General features: G+C 33.6%; 11 protein-coding genes and 2 pseudogenes. 10 read left to right on the top strand and 3 right to left on the bottom strand.

All coding sequences use genetic code 11. The annotated features are described in order from the left end of the window. Positions 1–5: 5 nt before the first annotated feature. The 5 genes and pseudogenes from CQ058_RS18540 to CQ058_RS18520 all read left to right on the top strand — a co-directional run bounded on the left by CQ058_RS18540 (position 6) and on the right by CQ058_RS18520 (position 18,446). Positions 6–3,173 (top strand): cyclic peptide export ABC transporter, encoded by a 3,168-nt coding sequence (locus CQ058_RS18540; RefSeq protein WP_002189238.1) that lies wholly within the window; start codon positions 6–8, stop codon positions 3,171–3,173. Then, positions 3,157–15,396 carry a non-ribosomal peptide synthetase gene (locus tag CQ058_RS18535; protein ID WP_105589925.1) on the top strand — a complete coding sequence of 4,080 codons (12,240 nt, stop codon included), beginning with the start codon at positions 3,157–3,159 and terminating at the stop codon, positions 15,394–15,396. Before CQ058_RS18540 ends, CQ058_RS18535 begins: the two co-directional genes overlap by 17 nt. A 229-nt stretch (positions 15,397–15,625) precedes the next feature. Beyond that, positions 15,626–15,821: pseudogene (locus tag CQ058_RS32325) on the top strand (VOC family protein); the annotation flags it as partial. Between the two features lie 319 nt (positions 15,822–16,140). Beyond that, entirely contained in the window at positions 16,141–17,790 is a 1,650-nt protein-coding gene (locus tag CQ058_RS18525) for a copper resistance CopC/CopD family protein (protein WP_002189244.1), read from the top strand. 35 nt (positions 17,791–17,825) lie between these two features. Beyond that, positions 17,826–18,446 (top strand): YcnI family copper-binding membrane protein, encoded by a 621-nt coding sequence (locus CQ058_RS18520; protein WP_002189246.1) that lies wholly within the window; start codon positions 17,826–17,828, stop codon positions 18,444–18,446. A gap of 118 nt (positions 18,447–18,564) precedes the next feature. On the opposite strand, the pseudogene CQ058_RS18515 reads toward CQ058_RS18520, so the two are convergent. Together CQ058_RS18515 and CQ058_RS18510 are read right to left on the bottom strand one after the other, a co-directional pair. Further along, positions 18,565–19,340 (bottom strand): annotated as a pseudogene (locus CQ058_RS18515) (alpha/beta fold hydrolase). A 185-nt stretch (positions 19,341–19,525) separates the two neighbouring features. Continuing rightward, on the bottom strand, positions 19,526–20,431 hold the full coding sequence (locus tag CQ058_RS18510; RefSeq protein ID WP_002086216.1) for a DMT family transporter: 906 nt from the start codon (positions 20,429–20,431) through the stop codon (positions 19,526–19,528). A gap of 97 nt (positions 20,432–20,528) precedes the next feature. On the opposite strand from CQ058_RS18510, the gene CQ058_RS18505 reads away from it, so the two are divergent. The 4 genes from CQ058_RS18505 (at position 20,529) to CQ058_RS18490 (ending at position 23,379) form a co-directional block, all read left to right on the top strand. Beyond that, positions 20,529–21,398 (top strand): LysR family transcriptional regulator, encoded by an 870-nt coding sequence (locus tag CQ058_RS18505; RefSeq protein WP_002012297.1) that lies wholly within the window; start codon positions 20,529–20,531, stop codon positions 21,396–21,398. A gap of 119 nt (positions 21,399–21,517) precedes the next feature. Beyond that, positions 21,518–21,949 carry an Rrf2 family transcriptional regulator gene (locus tag CQ058_RS18500; protein WP_002189252.1) on the top strand — a complete coding sequence of 144 codons (432 nt, stop codon included), beginning with the start codon at positions 21,518–21,520 and terminating at the stop codon, positions 21,947–21,949. 103 nt (positions 21,950–22,052) lie between these two features. After that, a complete protein-coding gene (locus tag CQ058_RS18495) occupies positions 22,053–22,703 on the top strand; it encodes a DsbA family oxidoreductase (RefSeq protein WP_002189255.1) in 651 nt (216 codons plus the stop codon). Between the two features lie 73 nt (positions 22,704–22,776). Continuing rightward, positions 22,777–23,379: a nitroreductase family protein gene (locus CQ058_RS18490; protein WP_002189256.1), complete on the top strand. Its 603-nt coding sequence runs from the start codon at positions 22,777–22,779 to the stop codon at positions 23,377–23,379. Between the two features lie 181 nt (positions 23,380–23,560). On the opposite strand, the gene CQ058_RS18485 is transcribed toward CQ058_RS18490, so the two are convergent. Next, a complete protein-coding gene (locus tag CQ058_RS18485) occupies positions 23,561–23,980 on the bottom strand; it encodes a GNAT family N-acetyltransferase (RefSeq protein ID WP_002189257.1) in 420 nt (139 codons plus the stop codon). A gap of 328 nt (positions 23,981–24,308) precedes the next feature. Here CQ058_RS18485 and tnpA point away from each other — a divergent pair, with 328 nt between their 5' ends. Next, positions 24,309–24,713, top strand: a complete 405-nt coding sequence (gene tnpA, locus CQ058_RS18480) for an IS200/IS605 family transposase (protein ID WP_002031793.1) — start codon at positions 24,309–24,311, stop codon at positions 24,711–24,713. Positions 24,714–24,787: the final 74 nt, after the last annotated feature.

Genomic DNA, 24,787 nt, shown 5'->3' with positions numbered 1-24,787 from the left:
CAATCATGATGAGAGTAAAAATTGTTTTGATTACCCTTGTAATATTATTAAATGTACAGATGCTATTTGGGATTCAAATAGCAAATGCAGAGAATGATAGAATGTTTACGGAAAACGATAAAGAACAACTAGACTCGCTTATAAAAAAACAAATGCAAGAAGCCAAAATTCCTGGAATGTCAGTGATAGTAGTCAAAGGTGATCAAGCTGTATATAAAAAAAGTTTTGGCTATTCAAATCTTGAGACAAAGCAACGTGTAACGGAAAAAACATTATTTGAAATCGGTTCGAATAGTAAGGCGTTTACAGCTCTCGCAATATATCAACTTGTTCAAAAGGGGTTAATTGATTTAAAGGACCCTGTTAGCAAATATTTGCAGTGGTTTCAAATGATATATGAAGGTAATTATAAAGGACAACAACTTAATAAAAATGTTGAAATAACTCTTGAACAGCTTTTATATCATACGAGTGGGATCCCTTTTCATACCATTGGGGACATACCTATCTCAAATGACAATGATGCGTTGGAAAATACAGTTAGAGAAATATTAAATCAAAAATTGGAGACATATCCAGGAGAGCAATTCAATTATGCCAGTATTAACTACGATATTCTAGGATTAGTTATACAAAAAGTTACCAATCAATCTTTTGAACAATACGTTCAGAATAATATATTAAACCAATTTAATATGGGTAATACTTTTTTGTTTAGAAAAGATGTCGCTAAATATGATATGTCAAAGGGATATAAAATAGGTTTTTTAAAGCCTATAGAGTTTAATGCACCTATTTATCGAGGAAATACACCCGCAGGTTATTTTATCTCAAATAATGAAGACATGGAAAAGTGGCTTCGTATGCAGCTTGGGATATATGGACTAAGTGATGATCACCAAAAGGCAATTTATAGTACACATATACCAAACAGATCAGTTCCACCATCTGAGGATGGCTCTTCTTATGCCGGAGGGTGGCAAGTTTTTCAAAATGGTCCTGGTGAAATATCACATGCAGGAAGTAATCCGAATTTCTCCTCTTTCGTTGTATTTCATCCTCAAGAGAAGTTAGGAGTTGCGGTGATGGCTAACATGAACTCCGATTACACTCAAAATATTGGCCAGGCTATTATGGACACACTTGTGGGGGAGAGTGTGGTGACAAACGGTAAAGATACGTATAAGAGTATTGATGCCTTTTCTGTTACTGTACTTTTGTTTATGGTTCCTTTTTCAATTATTACTCTATACTTCATTTTCATAGTTATGATTCAGGTGTATAAGAAAAAAAGGAAGTTGGAAAAAAATAAATTTAAAAGTATTTGTATTCCCTTTATAACGTTTCTGTTTGCGTTCTTAGCTGGGTATGCCCTTTATAAAATTCCATTTGTATTTTTCGGGAGACTTTCTTGGGATTTTGTTAATGTTTGGTTACCTATCAGTATGAGTTTTGCGGTATGGGCTACTTTAATTAGTATTGTACTGTTCTGCCTATATTTATCTTTAATAACTGTTTTTCCTTTGCATAATAAGAAAAATTTTTTTCCGATTTTTGTGTTGAGTGTAACCAGTGGTTTTGGAAATGCGATGATTATTTTTATTATTAATGAAGCTTTAACTAGAAGTAATTATTCAAGCAACAATAGTTTGTTTTTATATTTTTTGCTAGGAATTATTACTTATGTATTAGCGCAAAAATTGGTACGGACGCAGTTGATTACCATTACGAATAATCTGATTTATGAAAAAAGGATCCAGTTAATTAACGATATATTAAAAAATCCTTATGAAAAAATTGAAAAAATAGAGTCAGAAAGAATTCAAACCACCTTAAATAATGATACAGAAGCTATCAGTAATTATGCTGCCACCATAATTACTGGTTTGACTGATTCAATTACACTTTTATGTTGTTTGGTTTATTTGGGAGTAATTAATGTTTATGGACTGCTTGTTTCTATTGCAGTTATTTTGGTTGCAGCAGGTATGTATTATGTAGCTGGAAAATCAGCTAATAATCTTTGGGAACAAACAAGAAACATCCAAAACACTTTTTTTAGATATATAAACGATCTCATTGGCGGTTATAAAGAGTTAAGCATAGGAAAGTCAAAACGAGAAGAGTTTGGACAAGGGATGCAAGAGAGCTGTGAGGATTATAAGGATAAGCGGATTCAAGGTGGTCTTAAGTTTGCTAATGTTTTTATTATTGGTGAATTGCTGTTTGTTATGGTAATTGGGGCTGTTACATTTTTATTTCCGCTTTTATTTAAAGGGGTACAGAGTGAGTTTTTAAGAAGCTATGTTTTTGTTTTTCTTTATATGACAGGACCTCTACATAGTATACTCAATACTATCCCTAATGCGATTCAAATGAAAATTAGTTGGAAGAGAATAAATGATTTTTCAAGGTATTTAAAAACCGAAACTAATAAGACAGACGTAAACAGTACTTTGATACCTCAAAGTAAAATAAACATGGAGATTAAAGAGGTAGTATATCAATACGAAAGTGAACATGGAGAACCTTTTCAAGTTGGGCCAATTAATTTTGAACTTAAATCAGGAGAGGTTGTATTTATAACCGGTGGCAATGGTAGTGGTAAATCAACTCTTGCTAAACTAATTACAGGTTTGTATTCTGCAAATAGCGGAAACATATTTGTTAACAATCAAGAAATAAATCAGGAACAGTTAAGAGAGCTATATTCCGCAATATTTAGTGATTTTTATTTGTTTACAAAAGTCTATGGTATTGACTATAGCTCAAAGGAAGAAGAAATAAAAAAATATTTGAAAATATTACGTATCGATGAAAAAGTACAAATTCAAAATGGAGAATTTAGTACAACTAAACTTTCAACAGGACAACGAAAAAGACTAGCACTATTAATTAGCTATTTAGAGGATAAATCTATTTATCTATTTGATGAATGGGCGGCAGATCAAGACCCTGAATTTAGACATTTTTTCTATACAGAACTATTGGCTGAATTAAAGGAAAAAGGAAAAGCTATCATTGCTATTACTCATGATGATAGGTACTTTCATATCGCGGATAAAGTTATCAAGATGGAAAGAGGAGAAATTATAGAAAATATGAAGAAGCATAATTATTTAGATTCATTTGATTGTCTCAAGGAGGAGCTCAATGATGATAAAATTGGATAAACAAAATTTGGAAGATATTCTTGGTTTAACACCAATACAGGAAGGGTTGTTATTTCACTACTTAAAAAATCCTCAAAGTGATGAGTATTTTGAACAGATATGTTTGGGGATTTTAGGTAGAGTTGATGCAGGATTGTTTACGAAAGCTTGGGACGCGGTTGTCCAAACAAATGAGCAGTTACGTACACTATTTCGTTGGGAAAAAGTGAAAACTCCTGTTCAAATAGTATTGAAAGAACATACCCCTCATATTAAAATAATTGATCTTACACACAAGAGTGAAAGTGAAAAAAATATTTTACTAGAAGAGATAAAAGTTAAAGATCGTGAAAAAAAGTTTAATCTTCGAGAAATACCATTCAGGGTTACTTTGTGCATATTAGCAGAAGAAAGACATGAAATGATTATAAGTAATCATCATATTATATATGATGGCTGGAGTAATGGAATTATTTTAAAAGAATTCCTAAACGCATATCGATGCCTTAGTGAATCAGAAACTTACAATCTGCCTACTAAAAAAAAATATAAAGATTTTATTAAATATATTCAAAAACAGGATAAAGAAGGGCAGAAAGTATTTTGGCAAGAGTATTTAAAAGGATTTAACTCGCAAAATAGATTGGAAGTAACAAAAAAGAAACATAAATCAATTCGAAAAGATCATCAGTATCGTATTCAATTTTCAAGGGATAAGTTGGAAGGATTTGCGAAGGGAAATGAAGTTACTCTTGCCGCCCTTGTTTATAGTTTATGGGGAATTGTGCTACAAAAGAATCATAATATCGATGACATTATTTTTGGCGCAACTATTTCGGGTAGAGCAGGAACATTTAATGGGATTGAAGAAATGGTAGGCCTATTTATAAATACAGTTCCATTAAGAGTTAAAAAGGATTCTGGCGAAACATCTATAGAACTTATCAAAAAGTTAAATAAGACATTGCAGGATTGGGAATTGTATGGGACATCATCTTTAGTAGATATAAAAAAATATAGTGAATTGGATACGGAAATCGACCTTTTTGATACTATTGTTGTTTTTGAAAACTACCCTTTAGATCAGACGATACTGACAAACAAAAATAGAATCGCTTTGAACTCATATTCCACCTTTGAAATGACTAATTATGGCTTATCTATTAGTATAAGTTTGCACAAAGATATTGAGATATGTTTCAGTTACAACGAACAATTATATGAATCATCTAAAATTGAGCGTTTAGCTCAGCATTTTACTATAATTGCAGAAGCAATCATAAAAAATCCTCATAAAAAAATAGAAGAGATTGATATCGTATCTATTGAAGAGAAAAAACAAATCCTTTTGGAATTTAATAATACTCGTAAAACATATTCACATCAGTTGACGATTAGTCAGTTGTTTGAGCAACAAGCGATGAAAACCCCGGATAATGTTGCGATTGTATATAAAAATAGGACTATGACTTATGAAGAATTAAATGACATATCCAATAACTTATCAAATGAACTGCTTAGAAAAGGAGTGAAAAAGGGTGAGATTATTGGAATCATGACGGATCCATCAATTGAAATGCTAATAGGGATAATTGCTATTTTAAAAGTCGGAGCTGCATACTTGCCAATTGATCCAGAATATCCAGAGTCAAGGAAAATGTATATGATACAGGATAGTCAAACAAAGTTCATATTGACCAGTAAGGATGTAATTAATAAAAACGACTATGTAATTGGAAAATTCAACAATGATTGTATTTTTATATTGGATAATAGTAGAAAAATTTCGGGTGAGACTCTTCTACCAAAAGTAAACCTTAGTCCGAATGATTTATTTACGGTTTTGTATACTTCAGGTACTACAGGAAAACCTAAAGGTGTAATGATAGAAAATCGAAATGTTGTTAATCTTGTTCAGTGGTTTGGAAAAACATTTAATATAACGGAAAAAACAAATCTATTACAACTAACAAATTATGTGTTTGATCCGAGTATTGAGGATTTTTTCGGTACATTACTTTATGGAGCGACATTACATATAGCCGAAAAGAATTTAATTTTAAATAAGGAGCATTTTTGTGATTATGTTGATCAACATGAAATTCATATTATTAATTTCATACCGACTGTATTAAAAGAATTATTATGTCATGATCGCAAATTGCAGAGTTTACACACAGTTATTTCAGGTGGAGAAAGACTAGAAGAATCATTAAAAGATGCACTAATTGATAGAGGATATAAATTATATAATAATTATGGTCCAGCAGAAACGACAGTGGATGCTTTAAGTGTTGAATGTTCAGAAAATACCGTCTCTTTAGGACGGCCGATTTCAAATGTTAGATGTTATATATTAGATAAAGATAAAAATATTAGTCCAATAGGTGTTCCTGGTGAGTTGTATATTGCTGGAGACGGTGTAGGAAGAGGGTATTTGAATCTACCAGAATTTACAAATGAAAAGTTTATGAATGATCCCTTTAATCCAAATGATCGTATGTATAAAACAGGGGACTTAGGAAGATGGCTTCCAAACGGAGAAATCGAGTTTCTTGGAAGAGAGGATCATCAGGTGAAAATCAGAGGGTATCGGATTGAACTTTCAGAAATTCATAATTTAATATTAAAAAGGAACTACATTGAAGATGTTGCTGTAATTGATTGGGAAATTAATAATGGGAAAAAAGTTATCTGTGCATATATCGTTTCCCATGTTCAGGTTAACATGGAGGAACTTAAGGGATTTTTAGCAAAAGAATTACCAGATTATATGCTTCCGTCATACTATATTCAGCTAGAGAGTCTGCCCTTAACTTCCATAGGAAAGCTTGATCGAAGGAACTTACCGGCTCCTCAAATTCATACTTATAAAGGTTACGTTGCTCCAAAAAATAAAGTTCAAGAAGAACTAGTAGAGGTATGGTCTGCAGTATTGGGTCTACATCAGGGGGAGATTGGTATACATGATAACTTCTTCGAGTTGGGAGGAGACTCAATTTTAAGTATTCAAATAGTAGGTAAAGCGCTTCAAAAGGGTATAGAGATTACCGTGAGTCAGATGTTTGAGAACCAAACGATAGCAGAACTGGCGGATTGTATTGCAGATATTAAAGAAAGCTATAGTGAAGATCAAATAGAAGAACCTGAGACTGGAGAAGTGCTTCTTACACCGATTCAAAAGTGGTTTTTTGAGCAAGATTTGGAAAATTATCATCATTGGAATCAATCTGTGCTATTGGAAACACGAGCAGGTATAAATCCGAATTTGTTGCATGAAAGTTTTCGTATACTTACAAATTATCATGATAGTTTTAGGCTCCGTTATTATCAAAGGGCTGGAGAATGGATTCAAGTTTATTCAGAGTCCGATGAGAATGTGTTATTTGAATTACATGATTTTAATAATAGTCATATGCATGAAATTTTATCAAAATTGCAGTATGAATTAAACATTACAGATGGGCCATTAATTAAAGTTGCATATTTTGATTCTGGGGATCAGGAAAAAGGAAGGTTGTTTATAACAGTACATCATCTTGTAATAGACGGATATTCATGGCGACTTATGCTGGACACTCTACAGATGATATATGAACAGCTTACAAATAGTGGCTCTGTTCAACTTCCAGTGAAAGGCCTCTCTTTTAAAAAATGGTCTGAGCATCTCTATGAATATGCTTATTCCAATCAATTAAAAGATGAACTTGCTTTTTGGAAGAACAATGTCCCTTCTTCTGTAAATACTATACCTATTGACATGGAAGGGGGGAGAAATGATGAAAACTCTGCTCGTACACTTTCTTTTATGTTGACGGAGAAAGAAACAAAGTATTTACTGCATGACACGTATCAATTATTTAAAATGAGAATTGATGATATTCTGCTTTCCGCACTTTCTAGTACATTAGCAAATTGGAGTGGTGAAACACTAGTTGATTTGGAGGGCCATGGTAGGAATCCTTTGTTAAAAGAGTACGACACTTCAAGAACTGTAGGATGGTTTACTTGTGTATATCCTATTGTTATGGGCGACATTGAAAAAGAGAAGGGCATAGCAGAAATATTGAAGCAAGTAAAAGAGCGGTATCGTGCTATACCAAATGGTGGAATTGGTTATGAAATTTTATATTACTTAGCAGAGAAAGAGATGCGAGGGCAAATTTCGTCTAGGAAAAGGGGACAAATAAGCTTTAATTATTTAGGACAGTTCGAACAAGCAATTAAAAAACAGCAGTTATTTAATATATCGGATGTGAATACAGGACCAACCCGTGATTTGAATGGAATTAGAAGTCACTTGCTTGAAATTGAATGTATGATCGTTGATAAAAAATTATGTGTAGAATGGAAATATAGTGCGAATAGTCATTTGGTTGAAACCATTCAAGGCTTGGCAAAGGACTTTGTCAACAATTTGAAGAATATAATTGACCACTGTCAAACAAAAGAAGGTACATATTTGACGCCTTCAGATTTCCCACTTGTCTCCATAGATCAAAAGAAACTTGATGAATGGATTGAGGTATATAAAAATATAGAAGATATATACATGCTTTCACCTGTACAACAAAGTATGGTTTTTCATCATATCTATTCACCAAAATCGTCAGTAACTGTGGAGCAAACAATATTTTCAATAAAATCAAAACTAGATATTGAGATATTTGAAAAGGCTTGGCAAAAACTTTTAGATAGACATGAAAGTTTAAGAACATCATATCATTGGGAAGGGCTAGAAGAACCTGTACAGATTGTTCATAAATATCTAAAAATTCCTTTTCAAGTTTTAGATTGGACAAATTTTTCGAAATCTGAAGGATTGCAAAAGTTAGAACAACTTATTGAGGAAGATCGTAAGAAGGGATTCGACCTTTCAAAACCACCACTTATGAGAATTTTGGTCATTAAGCAAGAAGAGTATGCCTATGATGTAGTATGGACGCATCATCACCTTCAGTTAGATGGTTGGTGTAATAGCATCCTCTTTAAGGAACTGGGTCAGTGTTATGAAGCATTATGTGTTGACGAAAAGATAACATTTGGACATGTATATTCATTTAAAGATTATATCGACTGGTTACGTAGGCAAGACAAGAAGAAAGCGGAACAATTTTGGAGAACCGAGTTAGATGGATTTAAAACACCTATACGATTCAATAATATTTTTCCTGCAAAAAATTCAAATCAGTTATCTGCTTTTGGAGATGTAGTATACGAAGTATCTGAAGACAAACAGCAGATAATTCAAGACTTTACTAGAAAGAATCGGATTACACTAAATACTATGATTCAGGGGGCTTGGGCAATTCTTTTAAATCGCTACTCCCAAGAAACAGATATTATTTTTGGGGTAACTTCATCAGGGCGTCCGGCTGAGTTAGAAGGTTCGGATTCAATAATTGGTTGCTTTATGAATACTCTTCCTTTTAGGGTAAAGATAAATAAAAATGTAAATTTGATTAAATGGCTTAAAGATGTACAACTGAAGCAGGTTGAAATGCGTCAATATGAATATACCTCACTCGTTGATATAAGAAGTTGGATTGATATGCCAAGAAGCTCTGCCTTATATGATTTGTATGAGAGTATTGTAATTGTTGAAAACTATCCATTCGATGTGAAATTGAAAGACGGAATTGGTTCATTACAAGTGAAATCAGTACGTATAGATGAACAAATGGATTATCCTTTGGTTGTTTATTGTAATCTACAACCAAAGCTTCAATTGAAGCTACTATTCAATAGTTCCTTTTTAAATGAAACAGAAGCAAATCAGATACTTTCACATTTAATCAATATTTTGTGGGAAATGCTTGTTAGCGAAGATGGTAAGTTAGAGAATATCTCAATGATTTCCGAAAAAGAACTTACACATATTTTAAGTGATAATAATTCTACTTCATTGGATTATCCTAAGAATCAATGTTTTCAGGATTTATTTACTGATCAAGTAAAATTAAATTTAAACAAACCTGCTGTTATACAGGGGAATGAAAGTTTATCTTACACAGAATTAGATATACTTTCAAACCAGTTAGCGCATAAGCTCATTAAATTAGGGGTAGGGCCTGAAATACCTGTGGGAGTGTATGTTGAACGTTCACCTAAAATGATTGTAGGAATTTTAGCTGTTTTAAAAGCTGGTGGAGCTTTTCTACCTATAGATATGGATTATCCTGGCGAAAGAATAAATTTGATGTTGAAAGATGCCCAAGTACCTATATTACTCACCCAAAATAATTTACAGTCGAAGATTAGAGATTATCAGGGGCATACCGTTTGTCTTGATATAGAATGGGATTCAGTGCTCGAAGAACCAAAAAACCAACCGAGTGTTAGAATTGAACCCCAGAATTTGGCATATATCATCTATACTTCGGGTTCTACTGGTCGACCAAAAGGTGTAATGATGTCTCATGAAGCAGTTGTAAGCCACTCCATTGATATTTGCAAACGTTATGAGCTGACACCGGAGGATCGTGTTCTTCAGTTTTCTTCGATAAGTTTTGATATTTCACTTGAACAGATTTTTACAACACTAGCTGCAGGAAGTTCTCTTGTTTTGCGTGATAAGAATATATGGACTCCTTATCAGTTTTCTCAGAAATGTGTTGAACTTGGACTCTCAGTTGTTAATCTGCCTACAAATTATTGGGGCGAAATTGTACAAGAATGGTATACAAGACCAGAAATAATTCCAGATAGTAACCTCAGACTCGTCATAGTTGGTGGGGAACAAATGCCAGCGGAGAAAGTAGGGATGTGGGAACAGTTACCTTTAGAAGATATTATTTTGTTAAATGCATATGGACCTGCTGAAACGGCGATGACAAGTACTTTATATGAAGTGTCTGGAAAAAGAACTAAAAGTGCCGACTTAAAAGTTATTCCCGTGGGAAAACCACTTGCTAACAGGCGCATTTATATCCTTGATGAGAACATGCACCCTTTGCCGATTGGAGTGAAGGGGGAAATATTCATAGGTGGCATACCTTTAGCTAGAGGTTATATTAACAATTCTAAGTTGACGAAGGATAAGTTTATTCGAGATCCGTATTATCATAATTATGGAAAAATGCTTTATAAAACAGGAGATATGGGGAAATTACTTTGCGATGGTAACATTGAGGTTCTGGGGCGGAAGGATGACCAAACAAAAATACGAGGGCATCGAATTGATATAGGAGAAATTGAAGTTGTTTTAAACAAATGTGATAACATAAAAAACTCTATAGTTGCCGTGAAGAATGGAGTAGCAAATGATAAGTATCTTGTTGCATTCTATGATTCCCCCTCACATGGTACAAATAATCAATGCAGTATAAGGGGTTTTTTGCGGAAGAAACTTCCTGAATATATGATTCCTTCTTATTTTATTCAACTAGGAAGCCTTCCGCTCAGTCCGAATGGAAAAATTGATCGGAAGTCCCTAGAAAATATGGAGATTAAAGTAGAGTTTGATGAAGAGTATCAAAAACCTTATAATACGATACAACAAAAACTTGTAAGTATTTGGAGAAAGATACTGGGAACTGATGGTGTAGGCATTAATCATCATTTCTTTGAAATTGGGGGACAATCATTAAAAGCAATAACACTTGTTTCTGAAATTCATAGGGAATTTGAAGTTGAACTTCCACTTGGAAATATATTTACATTTCCTACTATTAAGGAATTGGCTGTAATCATTGAAGAAATGATGGGGAAAAAAGAAACATATGAAGCGATTCGTCTAGCACCACCACAGGAGTATTATGAAGTCTCTCCAGCACAAAAAAGTATGTATATTGTTAGTCAATTGAATGGTGCATCTACAAACTATAATATTACCGGAGCAGTATTTCTTGAAGGGGAAGTTAATATAGTACAGATAGAAAAGGCATTGCAAGCTTTAATTAATCGCCATGAAAGCTTGCGAACATCATTTAAACAAGTACAAGGGAAAATAGTTCAAAAAATCCAACAGAATCCTGAATGGAATCTGCAACACTTGTATGCAGATGAACAAAATTTTGAGAGTGTTGTTGAAACATTTATTAGACCATTTGATTTAGAGAAAGGGCCCTTGTTCAGAGCAGCAATTGTGGAGGTGCTACCATCATCGAAATATTTGCTTGTTTATGATATGCACCATATTATATCCGATGGTTTATCAATGGGAATTTTAATTAGAGAGTTTGCATCTCTTTATCAAAAAAATAATTTGCCAGACGTAAGAATTCAATACAAAGATTTTTCAAACTGGCAAAACAAAATGATAGAATCCGGGAACTGGAAACTAAAAGAACTGTACTGGCTTGAAATATTTTCAAAAGAAATACCATTACTCAATTTACCAACTGATTATCCAAGATTAGATGAGCCAATGTTTGAAGGTGATGTAGTTCAATTTAATTTGGATGCATATTATACATCTAAATTAAATGAAATCTCAAGCCAAAAAGGAGCTACTCTGTACTCATTATTACTTTCGGCATTCAATATACTATTGTTTAAATATAGCGGACAAGAAGACATTATAATTGGAAGCCCGGTAGCAGGAAGACTGAATTCTGAATTAGAAAATGTGGTAGGTATGTTTGTTAATACACTTGCGCTCAGAAATTATCCTACTTCAGAGAAACGGTTTGAGGATTTTTTGAAAGAAGTTGCAAGCCACACACTTCAAGCTCTCGAACATCAGGAATATTCATTTGAGATGCTCGTTGATAAGCTACAATTGCGAAAAAATGTGAATCGTCATCCTCTGTTTGATGTGATGTTTGCTTTTGAAAATGTTGATGCAGTAAGGGCGGAAATAGGTGATTTTGAAATTAAACCGTACGAGTATACGAATCGTACATCTAAATTTGATTTAGAGCTGAAAGTAACTGAGCAGGATGGACAACTTCGTTTTATATTTGAATATAGTACAGGTTTGTTCCGTAAAGAGACGATAGAACGAATGGTGGAACATTTCGTTAAAATTATTGATACTATCATAGAGGACATTACTATTCCAATTGAGGAAATTGATCTAGTAACCATGAAAGAAAAAAATAGAATAGGTGTTTTTAATAATACTGATACTTTGTATCCAGAAGAAAAAACGGTTAAACGTATATTTGAAGAACTGGTGGAAAAACATCCGAATCGTACTGCTGTAGTGTTTGGACAGAGAACAATAACTTATAAGGAATTAAATGATAAAGCAAATCAATTAGCTAAACACTTGATTAAGAAGGGGGCAGGAAGTGATACAGTAATCGCTTTATTAGCTGAGCCTTCTATTGAAATGATCATTGGACTATGGAGTATTATTAAAAGCGGGGCAATTTATTTACCTCTTGATCCGGAGTTTCCATTAGAACGAATAAATAGCATGATTGAAGACAGTGATACAATTCTTCTTTTGACCCAGTCTCACTTAGTAACTTCTAATGATTTTACTTGTGAGGTTATGGAATTGGAAGATAAGAGCTTATTTTTTGAATGTCCTTCAAATATAGAGGAAAGAAGTACAGTTGATAATCCAATATATATTATTTATACATCTGGTACCACTGGGCTCCCAAAAGGGGTACCGATTAAGAATCAAAGCTTGGTAAATTATATTTCATGGTTCACACGAGAAGCAAGTATAACGTATAGGGATAAAACACTACTATTATCTTCCTTTGCATTTGATTTAGGATATACAAGTTTGTATACAGCTTTATTAAATGGGGGTGAGTTACATTTAGTTCCAAAAGAACATTATATGCTCCCAGAAACCCTTATCACATATTTGAAAGAGAAAAAGATAAGTTATATAAAACTGACTCCTTCACTATTTAATTATTTAGTTAACCATCGTATGGTTGAAGATTATGAGAATTGCATGGCGCTAAGGTTAATCGTATTGGGCGGTGAAGAAGTGAAGTCAGCTGATATTAGTAAGTTTAATAGGGTGTATCCGCAAACTGTAATTATGAATCACTATGGACCTACAGAAACTACTATTGGCGCTCTATTTCACAAATTTAATGCTACTGATTTTGACCTTGTATCCAAGGGAACGGTTATTGGAAAACCAGTAGATAACACGAAAATATTCATTTTGGATAGAGGTCAAAAACTTGTTCCACTTGGAATGGCTGGTGAAATTTGTATTGGGGGAGTAGGAGTGTCAGAAGGTTATTTGAATCAAATTGATTTAAATAGCGAAAAGTTTATTACGGTTTCACCTTTGGGACATGAAAAAATCAAACTCTATAGAACGGGAGACTTAGGGAGGCTCACATGCCATCAAGAAGTAGAATTTCTCGGAAGAATTGACAATCAATTAAAAATTCGAGGATATAGAGTGGAGTTAGAAGAAATAAATTCAGTACTGTTGCAACACGATATGATACTTGATGCAATCGTTGTTCCAAAAAAAGATAAAGAAAATAATAATATACTATGTGCTTATATTGTGTTGAAAGAGAATGAGAATGGGTGGGGAATAAGGGAATACCTTTCAAGTAAGATTCCTTACTACATGATGCCCTCTATCTTTATTAAGTTAGATAGAATTCCTTTGACTCCAAATGGTAAGCTAAATGTTAAAGCACTCCCAGAAATTAAGGATGAATTATTGATAAAAACTAATTATGAACTGCCTGAGGATCCAATTGAAAAAACTGTTGCACAAATGTGGGAAGAAACTCTTAATGTTAAGCAAATTAGTATGAATGACTCGTTTTTTGAAATGGGTGGAAACTCATTGTCGTTAATGCTTTTAATGGCAGAAATTCACAAAAAGTTTAGTGTAGATATATCGTTAAGAGAAGCGTTTAAAGCACCAACAGTAAGAGGTATAAGTAAGCATATAAAGAAAAGATCTGAAAGTAAGTATGTGTCATTACAACCTGTGGAAAAGTGCGAATATTACGACCTTTCTTCAGCTCAGAAAAGGATATATACACTACAACAGATGGAAGGGATTGGAACTAGTTACAATATGCCAAGAGCAACCTTACTAGAAGGTGAAATCAATCTGGATAAATTGGAAAAAGCTTTTTGTGAGATTGTAAAGAGACATGAGGCATTTCAAACATCTATTGAAGTAGTAGATGGTGTGCCCAAACAACGAATTCAGGGAGAAGTGGATATAGAAATTAGTTATTCTGTTTTAGATGAACATTTATGTTCTAATCCATCAAGTAAGCTGAATGTCGAACTGGAAAATATAATTGATGAATTTATTGAACCTTTTGACTTAAGTAAAGCCCCTTTAGTAAGAGTTAAGATCATTCGCTTAAGTAGCCATAAACATGTGCTCTTAACAGATATGCACCATTTGATTTCAGATGGATATTCAGTCAATATTTTACTGCAGGAGTTATCAGAATTATATCAAGGAAAACTGTTACAGGAAAACCCTATTCAATATAAAGAATTCGTTTATTGGCAGAATGAGTTTTTAAAGACAAGTGCTGCAAGTATACAAGAAAAATATTGGTTAGATGTACTTTCAGGGGATCTTCCAGTATTAGATATGCCTACGGATTTTCCTAGACCAATTATACAAAGCTTTGAAGGAAATAGTTTTATTTTTGAAGGAGGAAATGAATTAAAGCAACGTTTAGACAATTTATGTTTAGAAACAGATACGACATTGTACATGATTTTGTCTGCAGCTTATAGTATTTTGTTATCAAAATGTTCCTCGCAGCACGATATAATTGTAGGAATGCCTATTTTAGGGCGGACACATTCTGATTTGAAAAATATCATTGGTATGTTTGCAAATACTATTGCAATTAGAAGTTTCCCTATTGAGAAAAAAAACTTTACGGAATTTTTGTCAGAGATTAAAGAACAGTTAATTAAAGCGTATGATAATCAAGATTACCAGTTTGATATGATTATTGATAAGTTAAAAATTAAGAGAGACTTAGGGAGAAACCCTATATTTTCTACAATGTTAGCTTTTCAAGAATCTCAAATCAATGAAAGTATAATGGGGAATTTGAAAATGACGCCTGTTCAATATAGAAATAAAATTTCGAAATTTGATTTAACCTTATTTGTAGAAAAAGGAAAAAAAGAGTTGTTTTTTGAATTTGAATATGCAAGTAGTTTGTATAGAATGGAAACTATAAAAAAATTAGCGGAGAATTTTTTAGGTATCTTAGACACGATTAGTTCAAATAAAGAAATAAAATTAGAAAATATTGAGATTGAAGGGTTAGTAATCGAGAATACAGAAATTGAAAATGTCAAATTTAATTTTTAAGATAGATAAGATATTGGTTATTGAGGCTATTCCTAATATGATACTTTAGGAATAGCCGTTTCATATAAATGCATTCTTTAAATATCTATAAAAAATAAAAGGATATATTGTATAGAAAAGGTTAGCTTTTAATTATAATTAAAACGATGATATAGAAGTGGCGATATAAAGGGAGTTCTCTATCATGGAGAGACTTAAAGAAGTGTTTCATTTTGTTTAGGATAGCGGTATCGTAGTTCATGATCTAGATAGTTATACGTTTTTACGAAAAGGTTTGGTAAGGAACAGTAATAGAGCGTTACGTAAGTGAGGTGCTAGGTGTGGAAGGAGAAGCAGCCATTCTTGAAGTGGATGGTGATAGAATTGAATTACTTACACCAACGAATACTATAACTTCTCCAATGGCACGATTTATAAATAAAAAGGTGTTACGTAATAACGTAACACCTTTTTATTTATGTATTTCACATTTTCTTCACAAATGATTCACGAGAACTTTTCTTCTTAGGAAACTTACATAAATATATTTTATGATATAATAACAATCGACTTTAAAAATGTAAGTTGTTTTAATTAAAGTAGCTGCTATTATATTAGAAGTTTAAAGGTGGGGAGAAAGAAAGCGTCATGTTGTATAAAAAAATACTTAATCAGGTTAATATTTCGTCAGGAAATCAAACTAGGAAGTATAAAGTAATGAAAGTGTAGCGAGAAAGAAGAAAGAAGAAAGAAGAAAGAAGTGAAATGATTGTGAAAGTAATACGAAGGTTAGGGGCATGGCTATTAATAGCGTGCGTGTTTATCATATTGATACCAAAAAGCGCATCTGCTCATGCGTATGTTGTGAAATCAAATCCTGCTGAAAATGAAACGTTAAAGAAAGCACCATCTGTTGTGAAAATTGAATTCGATGAGGACATACAAGTTTCAAGTTTTAATACATTGTTCGTAAGAGACACCTCAGGTAAAAGAGTAGATTTAAAAGATGCACATATTGATAAGAAAAACAAAAAAATATTAGAGGCTGGGTTAAAAGAGAATCTCAAAAATGGTCTTTACTCTATTCAGTGGAAAGCTATTTCAGCTGATGGACATCCGATTCAAGGAGTTATTCCATTCCGTATTGGATTAGCAGAAGCGGGAACAGATGATATACAAGTAGAAGAGATGGGCTATGTTCCCCAAATCGATATGATTATGGAACGCGGAATTTTATATACAAGTTTTTCTCTATTTATCGGTGTTCTATTATTTAATCTTATCCTTTATAAAGGAAGTGCAAGTCAAGTTCAGTCGAGGAGTAAGAAAATAATATGGATATCATTATTTGGGATATTCATTAGTTTACTTTTCAATTTACCGTTGCAAGCGAAAATAAATGCTGATGTTTCATGGCTAGAAGCATTCGATCCTTTATTATTAAAAGAAACATTACAGCTATCTGTTTTTGGTTATGTATGGATCACTCAAATGGCTCTTATTAGTACACTTATGATTGTTACATATTTTGCAGTGAAGAGTGAGAGGGTTTCGTCGTTTAAAGTATGGAGCATTCCAATTGTATTATTTATGGGGTTACTGGTTATGAAAGCCTTCAATAGTCATGCATATGGATTAAAGTTTAAAGAAATTGCTGTCGTTATGGACTTTCTACATTTATTCGCAGCTTCGTTATGGATTGGGGGGCTATCATCGATTGTTCTTCTTTTACGTAAAGAGGATGACAAGTGGACTATGTATTGGGATGCGATTAAGCGTTTTTCACCATGGGCAACAGGTACTGTCATAGTGATTTTATTAACGGGTCTTTTTAACAGTACATTTTTTATTCCCACAATCCATTCCCTATTTGATACGAAGTATGGATTGGCCTTATTAGCAAAGATACTTTTATTCGTGTGTATGGGGATATTGGGAATTATTCATTATGTGAAAGGGAGAATGCGAGCGCAGCAAAGGTTAGGAGCTACGGTGAAAGTAGAGTTTATCATTGGAATTATCGTTTTCGTAATCGTAGCGTTTATGACAAATGTACAAACGCCGCCGATGCCTCCTACGGGACCTTTTACAGAGAGTAAACAATTAGATAATGGATATGAACTTACTTTACATGTAAGTCCTAATAAGGTAGGACAGAATACATTTCATATTACTTTGAAGGATGAGAATGGACAGCCTGTTACTGATATGGAACAAATTGTATTGACGACTCAATCTTTAGATATGAATATGGGCAAAGGTTCATTTAAAGTTTCGGCAGTGTCACCGGGAGAATATGAAGCGGAAGGTATGTATATTAACATGATAGGAAACTGGAATATACAAGTTCACGGATTAACAAAATCTCTTGATAGTTTCGATGCGGATTATAAATTTATTGTAGGTGGCAGATAAAAAAGACGTTATAAATGAAAAGGAGTTTATAGAAAATGAAACGTATAAAAAAATTAGGAACAACAATGATCGCAACAATAATTGCAATGGGGATTTTTTCGTTACCTGTTAGTGCTCACGTAACTGTGAAACCAGCAACTTCTGACGTTGGCTCTTGGGAGACTTATACAATAAAGGTACCTGTTGAAAAGAATATGGCAACAACAAAAGTCACACTGAAAATACCGTCTGGAGTCGAGTTTCAACAGTACGAGCCAGTGCCAGGGTGGAAAGTGGAAGAACAAAAAGATGCAGCTGGAAAAGTTAAAACTGTAATATGGGAAGCAACAGGAGAAGGGATTTTACCTGGTCAGTTCCAACGATTTACTTTCGTTGCTAAAAATCCAGATAAAGAGCAACAAATAGCTTGGAATGCATATCAACAATATAAAGATGGAGAAATTGTTGAATGGACAGGCGATGAGAAAGCTGAGAAGCCCCATTCACTTACTACGATTGCAAAAGGTACATCATTAACAGGAGAACATGGTGAAGTATCTAGTGTGGAAAAAAATGAAGGTACAAGTAATATGCAAACAATAGCAATTGTTTTATCAGTTTTAGCGATTGTATCTTCCGTAGGTACGTGTGTTTTTGTAATACGTCGTAAAAAGTAGGTAACATTGAAAGGTCTCATTGAAAGTAATGAGACCTTTGTTAATAAAATTTTGAGATTAAGCAGCTTCGAGGGGGATTAGAGCTACAAATACAACATGGTTTATTAAGATAAGGAACTCAATTGACTGTCATTACTTCTTCTGGTAGTTTATCATGCTTAAGCCAGTTTTCAATTAAAGTATTAAATAGTTTGGGATTTGCTAAAGGGATTCCATGACCGATTTTAGGAATGATAATACCTGTGCAATTAGGATTGCTTTCAAGGATTGCAGTCATCGAGTCTTTCATGATTCTTTTTTCGTTTTCTCCAACAGTCACTAATATATTGCTACTAGCATTCTCGAAACCTTTTGGTATTGTAAACGACATATTTTCTTCTAATATCCTCACAAATGTATTTTTACTTATTTGACAACTTTCATGATAATAGTTATCAAATTGTGTTTCATCTATGCACATTGATTTTGCTTGTATTTTGGAAAACGTCTTACTCTTTATAAGTGGATAGGTAAGCCAAGGGATCTTATTAATGTTTTAGCGAAAGGAATTAGTTTAACTAATGCGCTATTTATCATAGCGTATTGAATTAAGTTTGGTTTCATGCTGAGCATTGCAATTAATATTTGAGCACCTAACGAAAAACCGATTACTATAACAGTTTTACCTTGTCCTTTTTCTTCAATTAGTTCAATGATTTTTTTAGAACAAAAGTGTATTGAGAAATGATCCTTACTTCTGTTCTTCCCTTGCTCGGGTAAATCAGGAACAAGGCAGTGAAAGTTAGTGAAATGTTTAATTTGTTTGTCCCACATCCATCCACTGACTCCGCCCCCATGAATAAAAACCATAAGTGGAGAGCTTGAATCTCCAAATTCTTTATACTGTAAAACCATATAATTCCCCCTTATGATTAGAATTATTAGTCCATACATATGTATTAGAGATAATATTTTCTACTTAATTATCATCATACAATAAAAAAGAAAAATTTTCCTTTTGCTAAGATGTTAAGTGACTGTACTGATAAAATGGTAAAAAAGAAAGAGGCTACAAGTGGTAGACTCTTTCTCATATCTATTTATTTCACTTCAACTTGCTGCCTTACAGCAAGTGCTTTCGGCTTTATATTTACAAAACAAATGCTTACGATAATAAATAAAAGTCCGATGAATAAGCTAATTGTAATGGCCTCATGTAAGAAAATTGAACTTACAATAATAGCGATCAGTGGGATAAGGAACGTATAAGCCCCAACTTTACTTGCCTCACCAGCTCCTACAAGTGTAAAGTAAGCGAGCCATCCCATTGCAATAACAAAGAACGAGATGAATAGTAGTACACTTACAAATGGTATACTCCAAGCGATGTTAGACCAGCTCTCAAATTCTGAACCAAATCCGATTAAGCAAAGTCCGCCAATAATAAGCTGAAGTGTTACCATCCAAATGGCATTAACGCGGTGTCCAGTTTTCTTAATAAATACTGTGCCGAGTGCCCAGCCGATAGCGCACCCTAAAGCAAGTAGTACACCGATAATAGAAATATGTCCAGTTAAACTACTAGAGCTAATAACCCCAACACCAATAAATCCAAGAATAAGTCCGAAAATTTTCAAGCCGTACATAGATTCTTCAAGCCAAATCCATGAGAAAATGCCGAGTAAGACAGGTTGGAGAAATACGATTGCGGAGAAGAGTCCGGCGGGCATATACTGAAGTCCGACAGTTTGTAGTCCGTAAAACAAAATAATATTGAGTAAAGATGAAATAAAGTATAAATGCCAAGTTTCCTTTAAATTTAATTGTTTGTATTTCGGTAATGCGAAAGTAAGTAAGATAAATCCTCCTATTAATGTTCTAATCCCTGCAAAGAGTACGGGTGGTGTGTAATGCAGAGCGAATTTTGATAACGGCCAATTAATTCCCCACATAATAACGAGAAATGTAAGGATTATGGCAGTCTTAGTTCGAGAAAGCTGTGTCACTGTAATCCCTCCTTGTTGTATTCCATTTCACTATGATATGATATCGACTATGATAAATAAAATGAATCTTTTTTATAAGGAGTATAAGTGATTAGTTATGACCATTACACAACTTCAAGTTTTAATTAAAACGGTTGAATTAGGGAGTTTTACGAAGGCTGCCGGGATGTTAAATATGACACAGCCAGCTGTAAGTCATGCGATTTCAAGCATTGAGTCAGAGTTAGGAGTTACCATTCTTATACGCGATAAACGAAAAGGGCTAATCGTTACGGATGTTGGAAATAGAATTCTTGTACATATTAGAGAAATCTTAAACGGCGTTGAGAAGATTGAACAAGAAGTAGCGATGGAGAAAGGGCACGAAGTTGGGACGATTCGAATTGGGAGTTTTCCGAGTGCTTCTGCACATTTCTTACCCAAAATGATAAATCTTTTTAAGGAGAAGTATCCGAACTTAGAAGTCGTTCTTTGTGAAGGCACGATTAAAGAAGTTGAAGATTGGTTAGTATCGAGGGTTGTTGATATAGGAATTGTTATTTTGCCTAATAAAGATATGGAGATCGTGCCCTTAACGAAGGGGAAAATGGTTGTTGTCTTAAGAGAGGATCATCCTCTTTGTAAGAACGATTCTATTACAATAGGTGATTTAGAGAATGAACCGATCATATTATGTAAGGGTGGGTACGAACCACCCATTATCGATATGTTTAAACAAGCGAACGTACCACTTCGGGCTGAATATATAATTTCCACAGTTACAACAGCTTTAAATATGATTCAAGAAGGATTAGGAATCGCAATTTTGGCTGAGTTATCTTTAACGAGTTTACCAAAGAATATACAAACGAGAGAATTGGAACCACAAGTATGGAGAGAAATTGCTTTAGCTGTTCCTTCATTAAAGGATTCTTCAATCGCTGTGCAGCTATTTATTGAAGAATTTCAAGACTTGTTTGCAGAATAAGAAGAGGTGTCTCATATATTGTAATGGGGCACTTTTTTATTTGCTTTAAAAAATTTGTAAAAAGGATTGACTTATATTCCGGTTGTAACTATAATGATTACATCGAGGTGGTGATCACGATGAAAATTAGTAGCCGCTTTTCTATAGCTGTTCATATTTTATCTATTTTGAAAAACAATCCATCTTCAGTTTGCACTTCAGACTATATGGCCGAGAGTGTAAATACAAATCCGGTAGTCATTCGTAAAATAATGTCTTACTTGAAACAATCTGGATTTGTTTACGTAAATCGCGGACCAGGTGGCGCGGGATTATTAAAGGATTTACATGAAATCACATTATTAGATGTGTATCATGCAGTGAATGTAGTGGAAGAAGACAAACTATTTCACATTCATGAAAGACCGAATCCAGACTGTCCAATTGGGGCGAATATTCAAGCTGTTTTAGAGGTTATTTTAGTTCAGGCGCAATCTGCGATGGAAGAAGTGTTGAGAAATATTACGATGGGGCAGTTATTTGAATCTTTACAACAAAAAATGAAAGCATAATATGATAATTGCAAGTCTCTAAAAGAGAATGCATATTTTTTTCTTAAAATTGTAACCGTTTTAGTTACATCTAAAAATAAAAAGAAGGTAAGGTGTAAAAGATATGACTGTAAAAATGAAAGTATACTCAGATTTTATATGCCCGTTTTGCTTTTTAGCAAAAGGCCCATTAGATGAAGTAGCGAAAGAGAAAGATGTGGAAATCGAATGGATGCCATTTGAATTGCGTCCAAGTCCATATTCTAAAATAGATCCTTGGAACGAGCCAGATAAGTTAGGTTCATGGGATTCTTTCATTCTTCCTACTGCAAAAAAATTAGGGGTTGAAATGCGTCTGCCACGCGTTTTTCCGCATCCATATACACATTTAGCTTTTGAAGGGTGCCAATTCGCGAAAGAGCGTGGACTTGGAAATGAGTATCATCACCGAGTATTTACTGCGTTTTTCCAAGAAGAGCAAAACATTGAAGATATTGATGTATTAACGAAATTAGCGGTAGAAGTAGGGCTTCCTGAAGCTGAATTTAAAGATGCTTTAGTAAATCGTAAATATAAAGAAAAACATCAAGAAGCAATTCAGCATGCATATGATGAAGCAAATATTATGGCTGTTCCAACTGTCATGATTGGAGATGAAGTCATTCAAGGACTTGCTAGTAAAGAAACGTTACAAAGAGTAATTGATAAAGAAATCGAAAAGGATAAAACAAATTCATTTGAAGGTATGCAATGTAAGACGGATGGATATTGCTAATTCGTCTTGCATGAAAGAATCAAGTTGATTTGTTTAAATAAAAATAATAAAACATATATTTGGAGGAATTAAAATGTCAGCAACTACAACAAATTTAAAAGAAGCAATCGTGAACCGTCGTTCAATTCGTAAAGTAACAAAAAGTGCTACAATAACAAAAGAAAGAATTGAAGAAGTTTTAAAAACAGCTTTACACGCACCAACTTCTTTCAATATGCAAAGTGGCCGTATGGTCGTATTAATGGATGGAGAGCATGAAAAGTTTTGGGATATCGTAAAAGAAACACTTAGATCACGCGTGCCAGCAGAAAATTTTGAAGCAACAGTAGAAAGACTAAAAGGCTTCCATGCAGGTGTAGGAACAGTTCTATTCTTTGAAGATCAAGCAACAGTAGAAAAAATGCAAGCAAATGCACCATTGTATAAAGATCAGTTCCCATTCTGGTCTCATCAAGGAAATGCAATGCTACAACATACTGTATGGATGCTATTATCGGCTGAAGGAATTGGAGCGTCCTTACAACATTACAATCCAATCGTAGATGCTGAAGTGAAAGCAACTTGGAACATTCCAGCAGAGTGGAGCTTAGTAGGACAAATGCCATTTGGTGAACCAAATGAAGAGCCAGGAGAAAGAACATTCTTACCTACTGAAGATATAGTGAAATTTTATTAAAAAATACAATTCAAAATCAAAATTAAAAAAGGTTAGATAAATGAAAGGACAGTACATATTAGTCATATATGTACTGTCCTTTCCTATGTAATGTTTAAACTCGATTGTGGAAAATGTTACTGCGAGAACAATTTCCTCCATATGAATCGATGTCTTTCCTTACAATCAATAATCTATATGTTTATTTTTTTGAAATGACAGTAAACATCCCCGTCATGTTTGGTGAGTAATCCTTAAAATCATATTTTTCATAGAACGATTCTTTACCTTGTGATGCAAATAAACCGACAAACGCCTTATCAGGTGCATTCTCATTTAAGTATGCAACCAAAAGATGCATTATTTCTTTCCCAATACCGTGTTTCTGATAATCTGGATGAACTACTATATCTTGAATATAGAAATAGATAGATCCATCACCAACAATTCTCCCCATGCCCACAATTTTTTCATTATCTTTGACCGTGATGCAGTGAATAGAATTCTTCAGTGAAGTTTCCACCACTTCAAAATTCATATAATTAGTCCATCCCACAGACTCGCACAAATATTTGTACTCTTCCAATGTTGGAATGTTATTTTTAAACTCATATTTTTTCAAAGTGTATCCTCCAAGTCCTCAAATTCAACAATTATAATAAATTCGACATTTTTCTATCTATTCCTCTTACGCAACTAAACTTCCGTTAGCTATTGAACATAGTCTATTTAATTTAGTACAGCTTATGTGTGTTAATTTATCCTTTTCGGCAAGAAGACTCCATCTGATTTGTGTTACGGGTGAAACCCAACAATTCAGGTGGAGATGAATTGCCGTCAGAAGGTAGGCTGAACTCTTTTGTTTCGTTCATAACAATTTTTTAAAGAGCGAATATTTGTTTCTTTTGCGTCTTGCGATATAATTAGTCGTAGATAAGGAGACAATATATATGACAACGAAATTAGATAATAATAATCATTCAGTGTTCTTACTCTACTATCATTTAGTTTTGGTTATTAAATACCGTAAAAAAGTGATGAACGATGAAATTTCAGATTATCTGAAAGAGCACTTCATTCGGTTGCTTGAGCCAAAAGGAATTACTGTAGAAGAATGGAATCACGATGAAGACCATGTTCACGTTTTGTTCCGTTCAGTTCCAAACATTGATTTGTCAAAAGCGATTAACAGTTACAAAAGTGTTAGTTCTCGTTTCGTGAAACGAGATTTTCCTAAGATAAAACATGATCTATGGAAAGAAATGTTTTGGTCTCGAAGTTATTGTCTTTTAACAACGGGCGGTGCACCTATAGGTTCTATCCGTAAGTACATTGAATCACAAGGAATGAAATGATTTTAATGAACCCCCTGAGAAAGACCAACTATGAAATGTCAAGCGTGAAATACAATATAAATGAAGAGTGTTTA

Origin of the sequence: Bacillus sp. MYb56 (assembly GCF_002976445.1) — a bacterium.
GTDB lineage: Bacteria > Bacillota > Bacilli > Bacillales > Bacillaceae_G > Bacillus_A > Bacillus_A mycoides.
This window is presented reverse-complemented; position numbering and strand designations above follow the sequence as displayed.

Bases quoted from the DNA above. Each gene is read 5' to 3' on its own strand.
- CQ058_RS18540 (WP_002189238.1), top strand. From the start codon at position 6: ATGATGAGAGTAAAAATTGTTTTGATTACCCTTGTAATATTATTAAAT.
- CQ058_RS18535 (WP_105589925.1), top strand. From the start codon at position 3,157: ATGATAAAATTGGATAAACAAAATTTGGAAGATATTCTTGGTTTAACA.
- CQ058_RS18525 (WP_002189244.1), top strand. From the start codon at position 16,141: ATGATTGTGAAAGTAATACGAAGGTTAGGGGCATGGCTATTAATAGCG.
- CQ058_RS18520 (WP_002189246.1), top strand. From the start codon at position 17,826: ATGAAACGTATAAAAAAATTAGGAACAACAATGATCGCAACAATAATT.
- CQ058_RS18505 (WP_002012297.1), top strand. From the start codon at position 20,529: ATGACCATTACACAACTTCAAGTTTTAATTAAAACGGTTGAATTAGGG.
- CQ058_RS18500 (WP_002189252.1), top strand. From the start codon at position 21,518: ATGAAAATTAGTAGCCGCTTTTCTATAGCTGTTCATATTTTATCTATT.
- CQ058_RS18495 (WP_002189255.1), top strand. From the start codon at position 22,053: ATGACTGTAAAAATGAAAGTATACTCAGATTTTATATGCCCGTTTTGC.
- CQ058_RS18490 (WP_002189256.1), top strand. From the start codon at position 22,777: ATGTCAGCAACTACAACAAATTTAAAAGAAGCAATCGTGAACCGTCGT.
- tnpA (WP_002031793.1), top strand. From the start codon at position 24,309: ATGACAACGAAATTAGATAATAATAATCATTCAGTGTTCTTACTCTAC.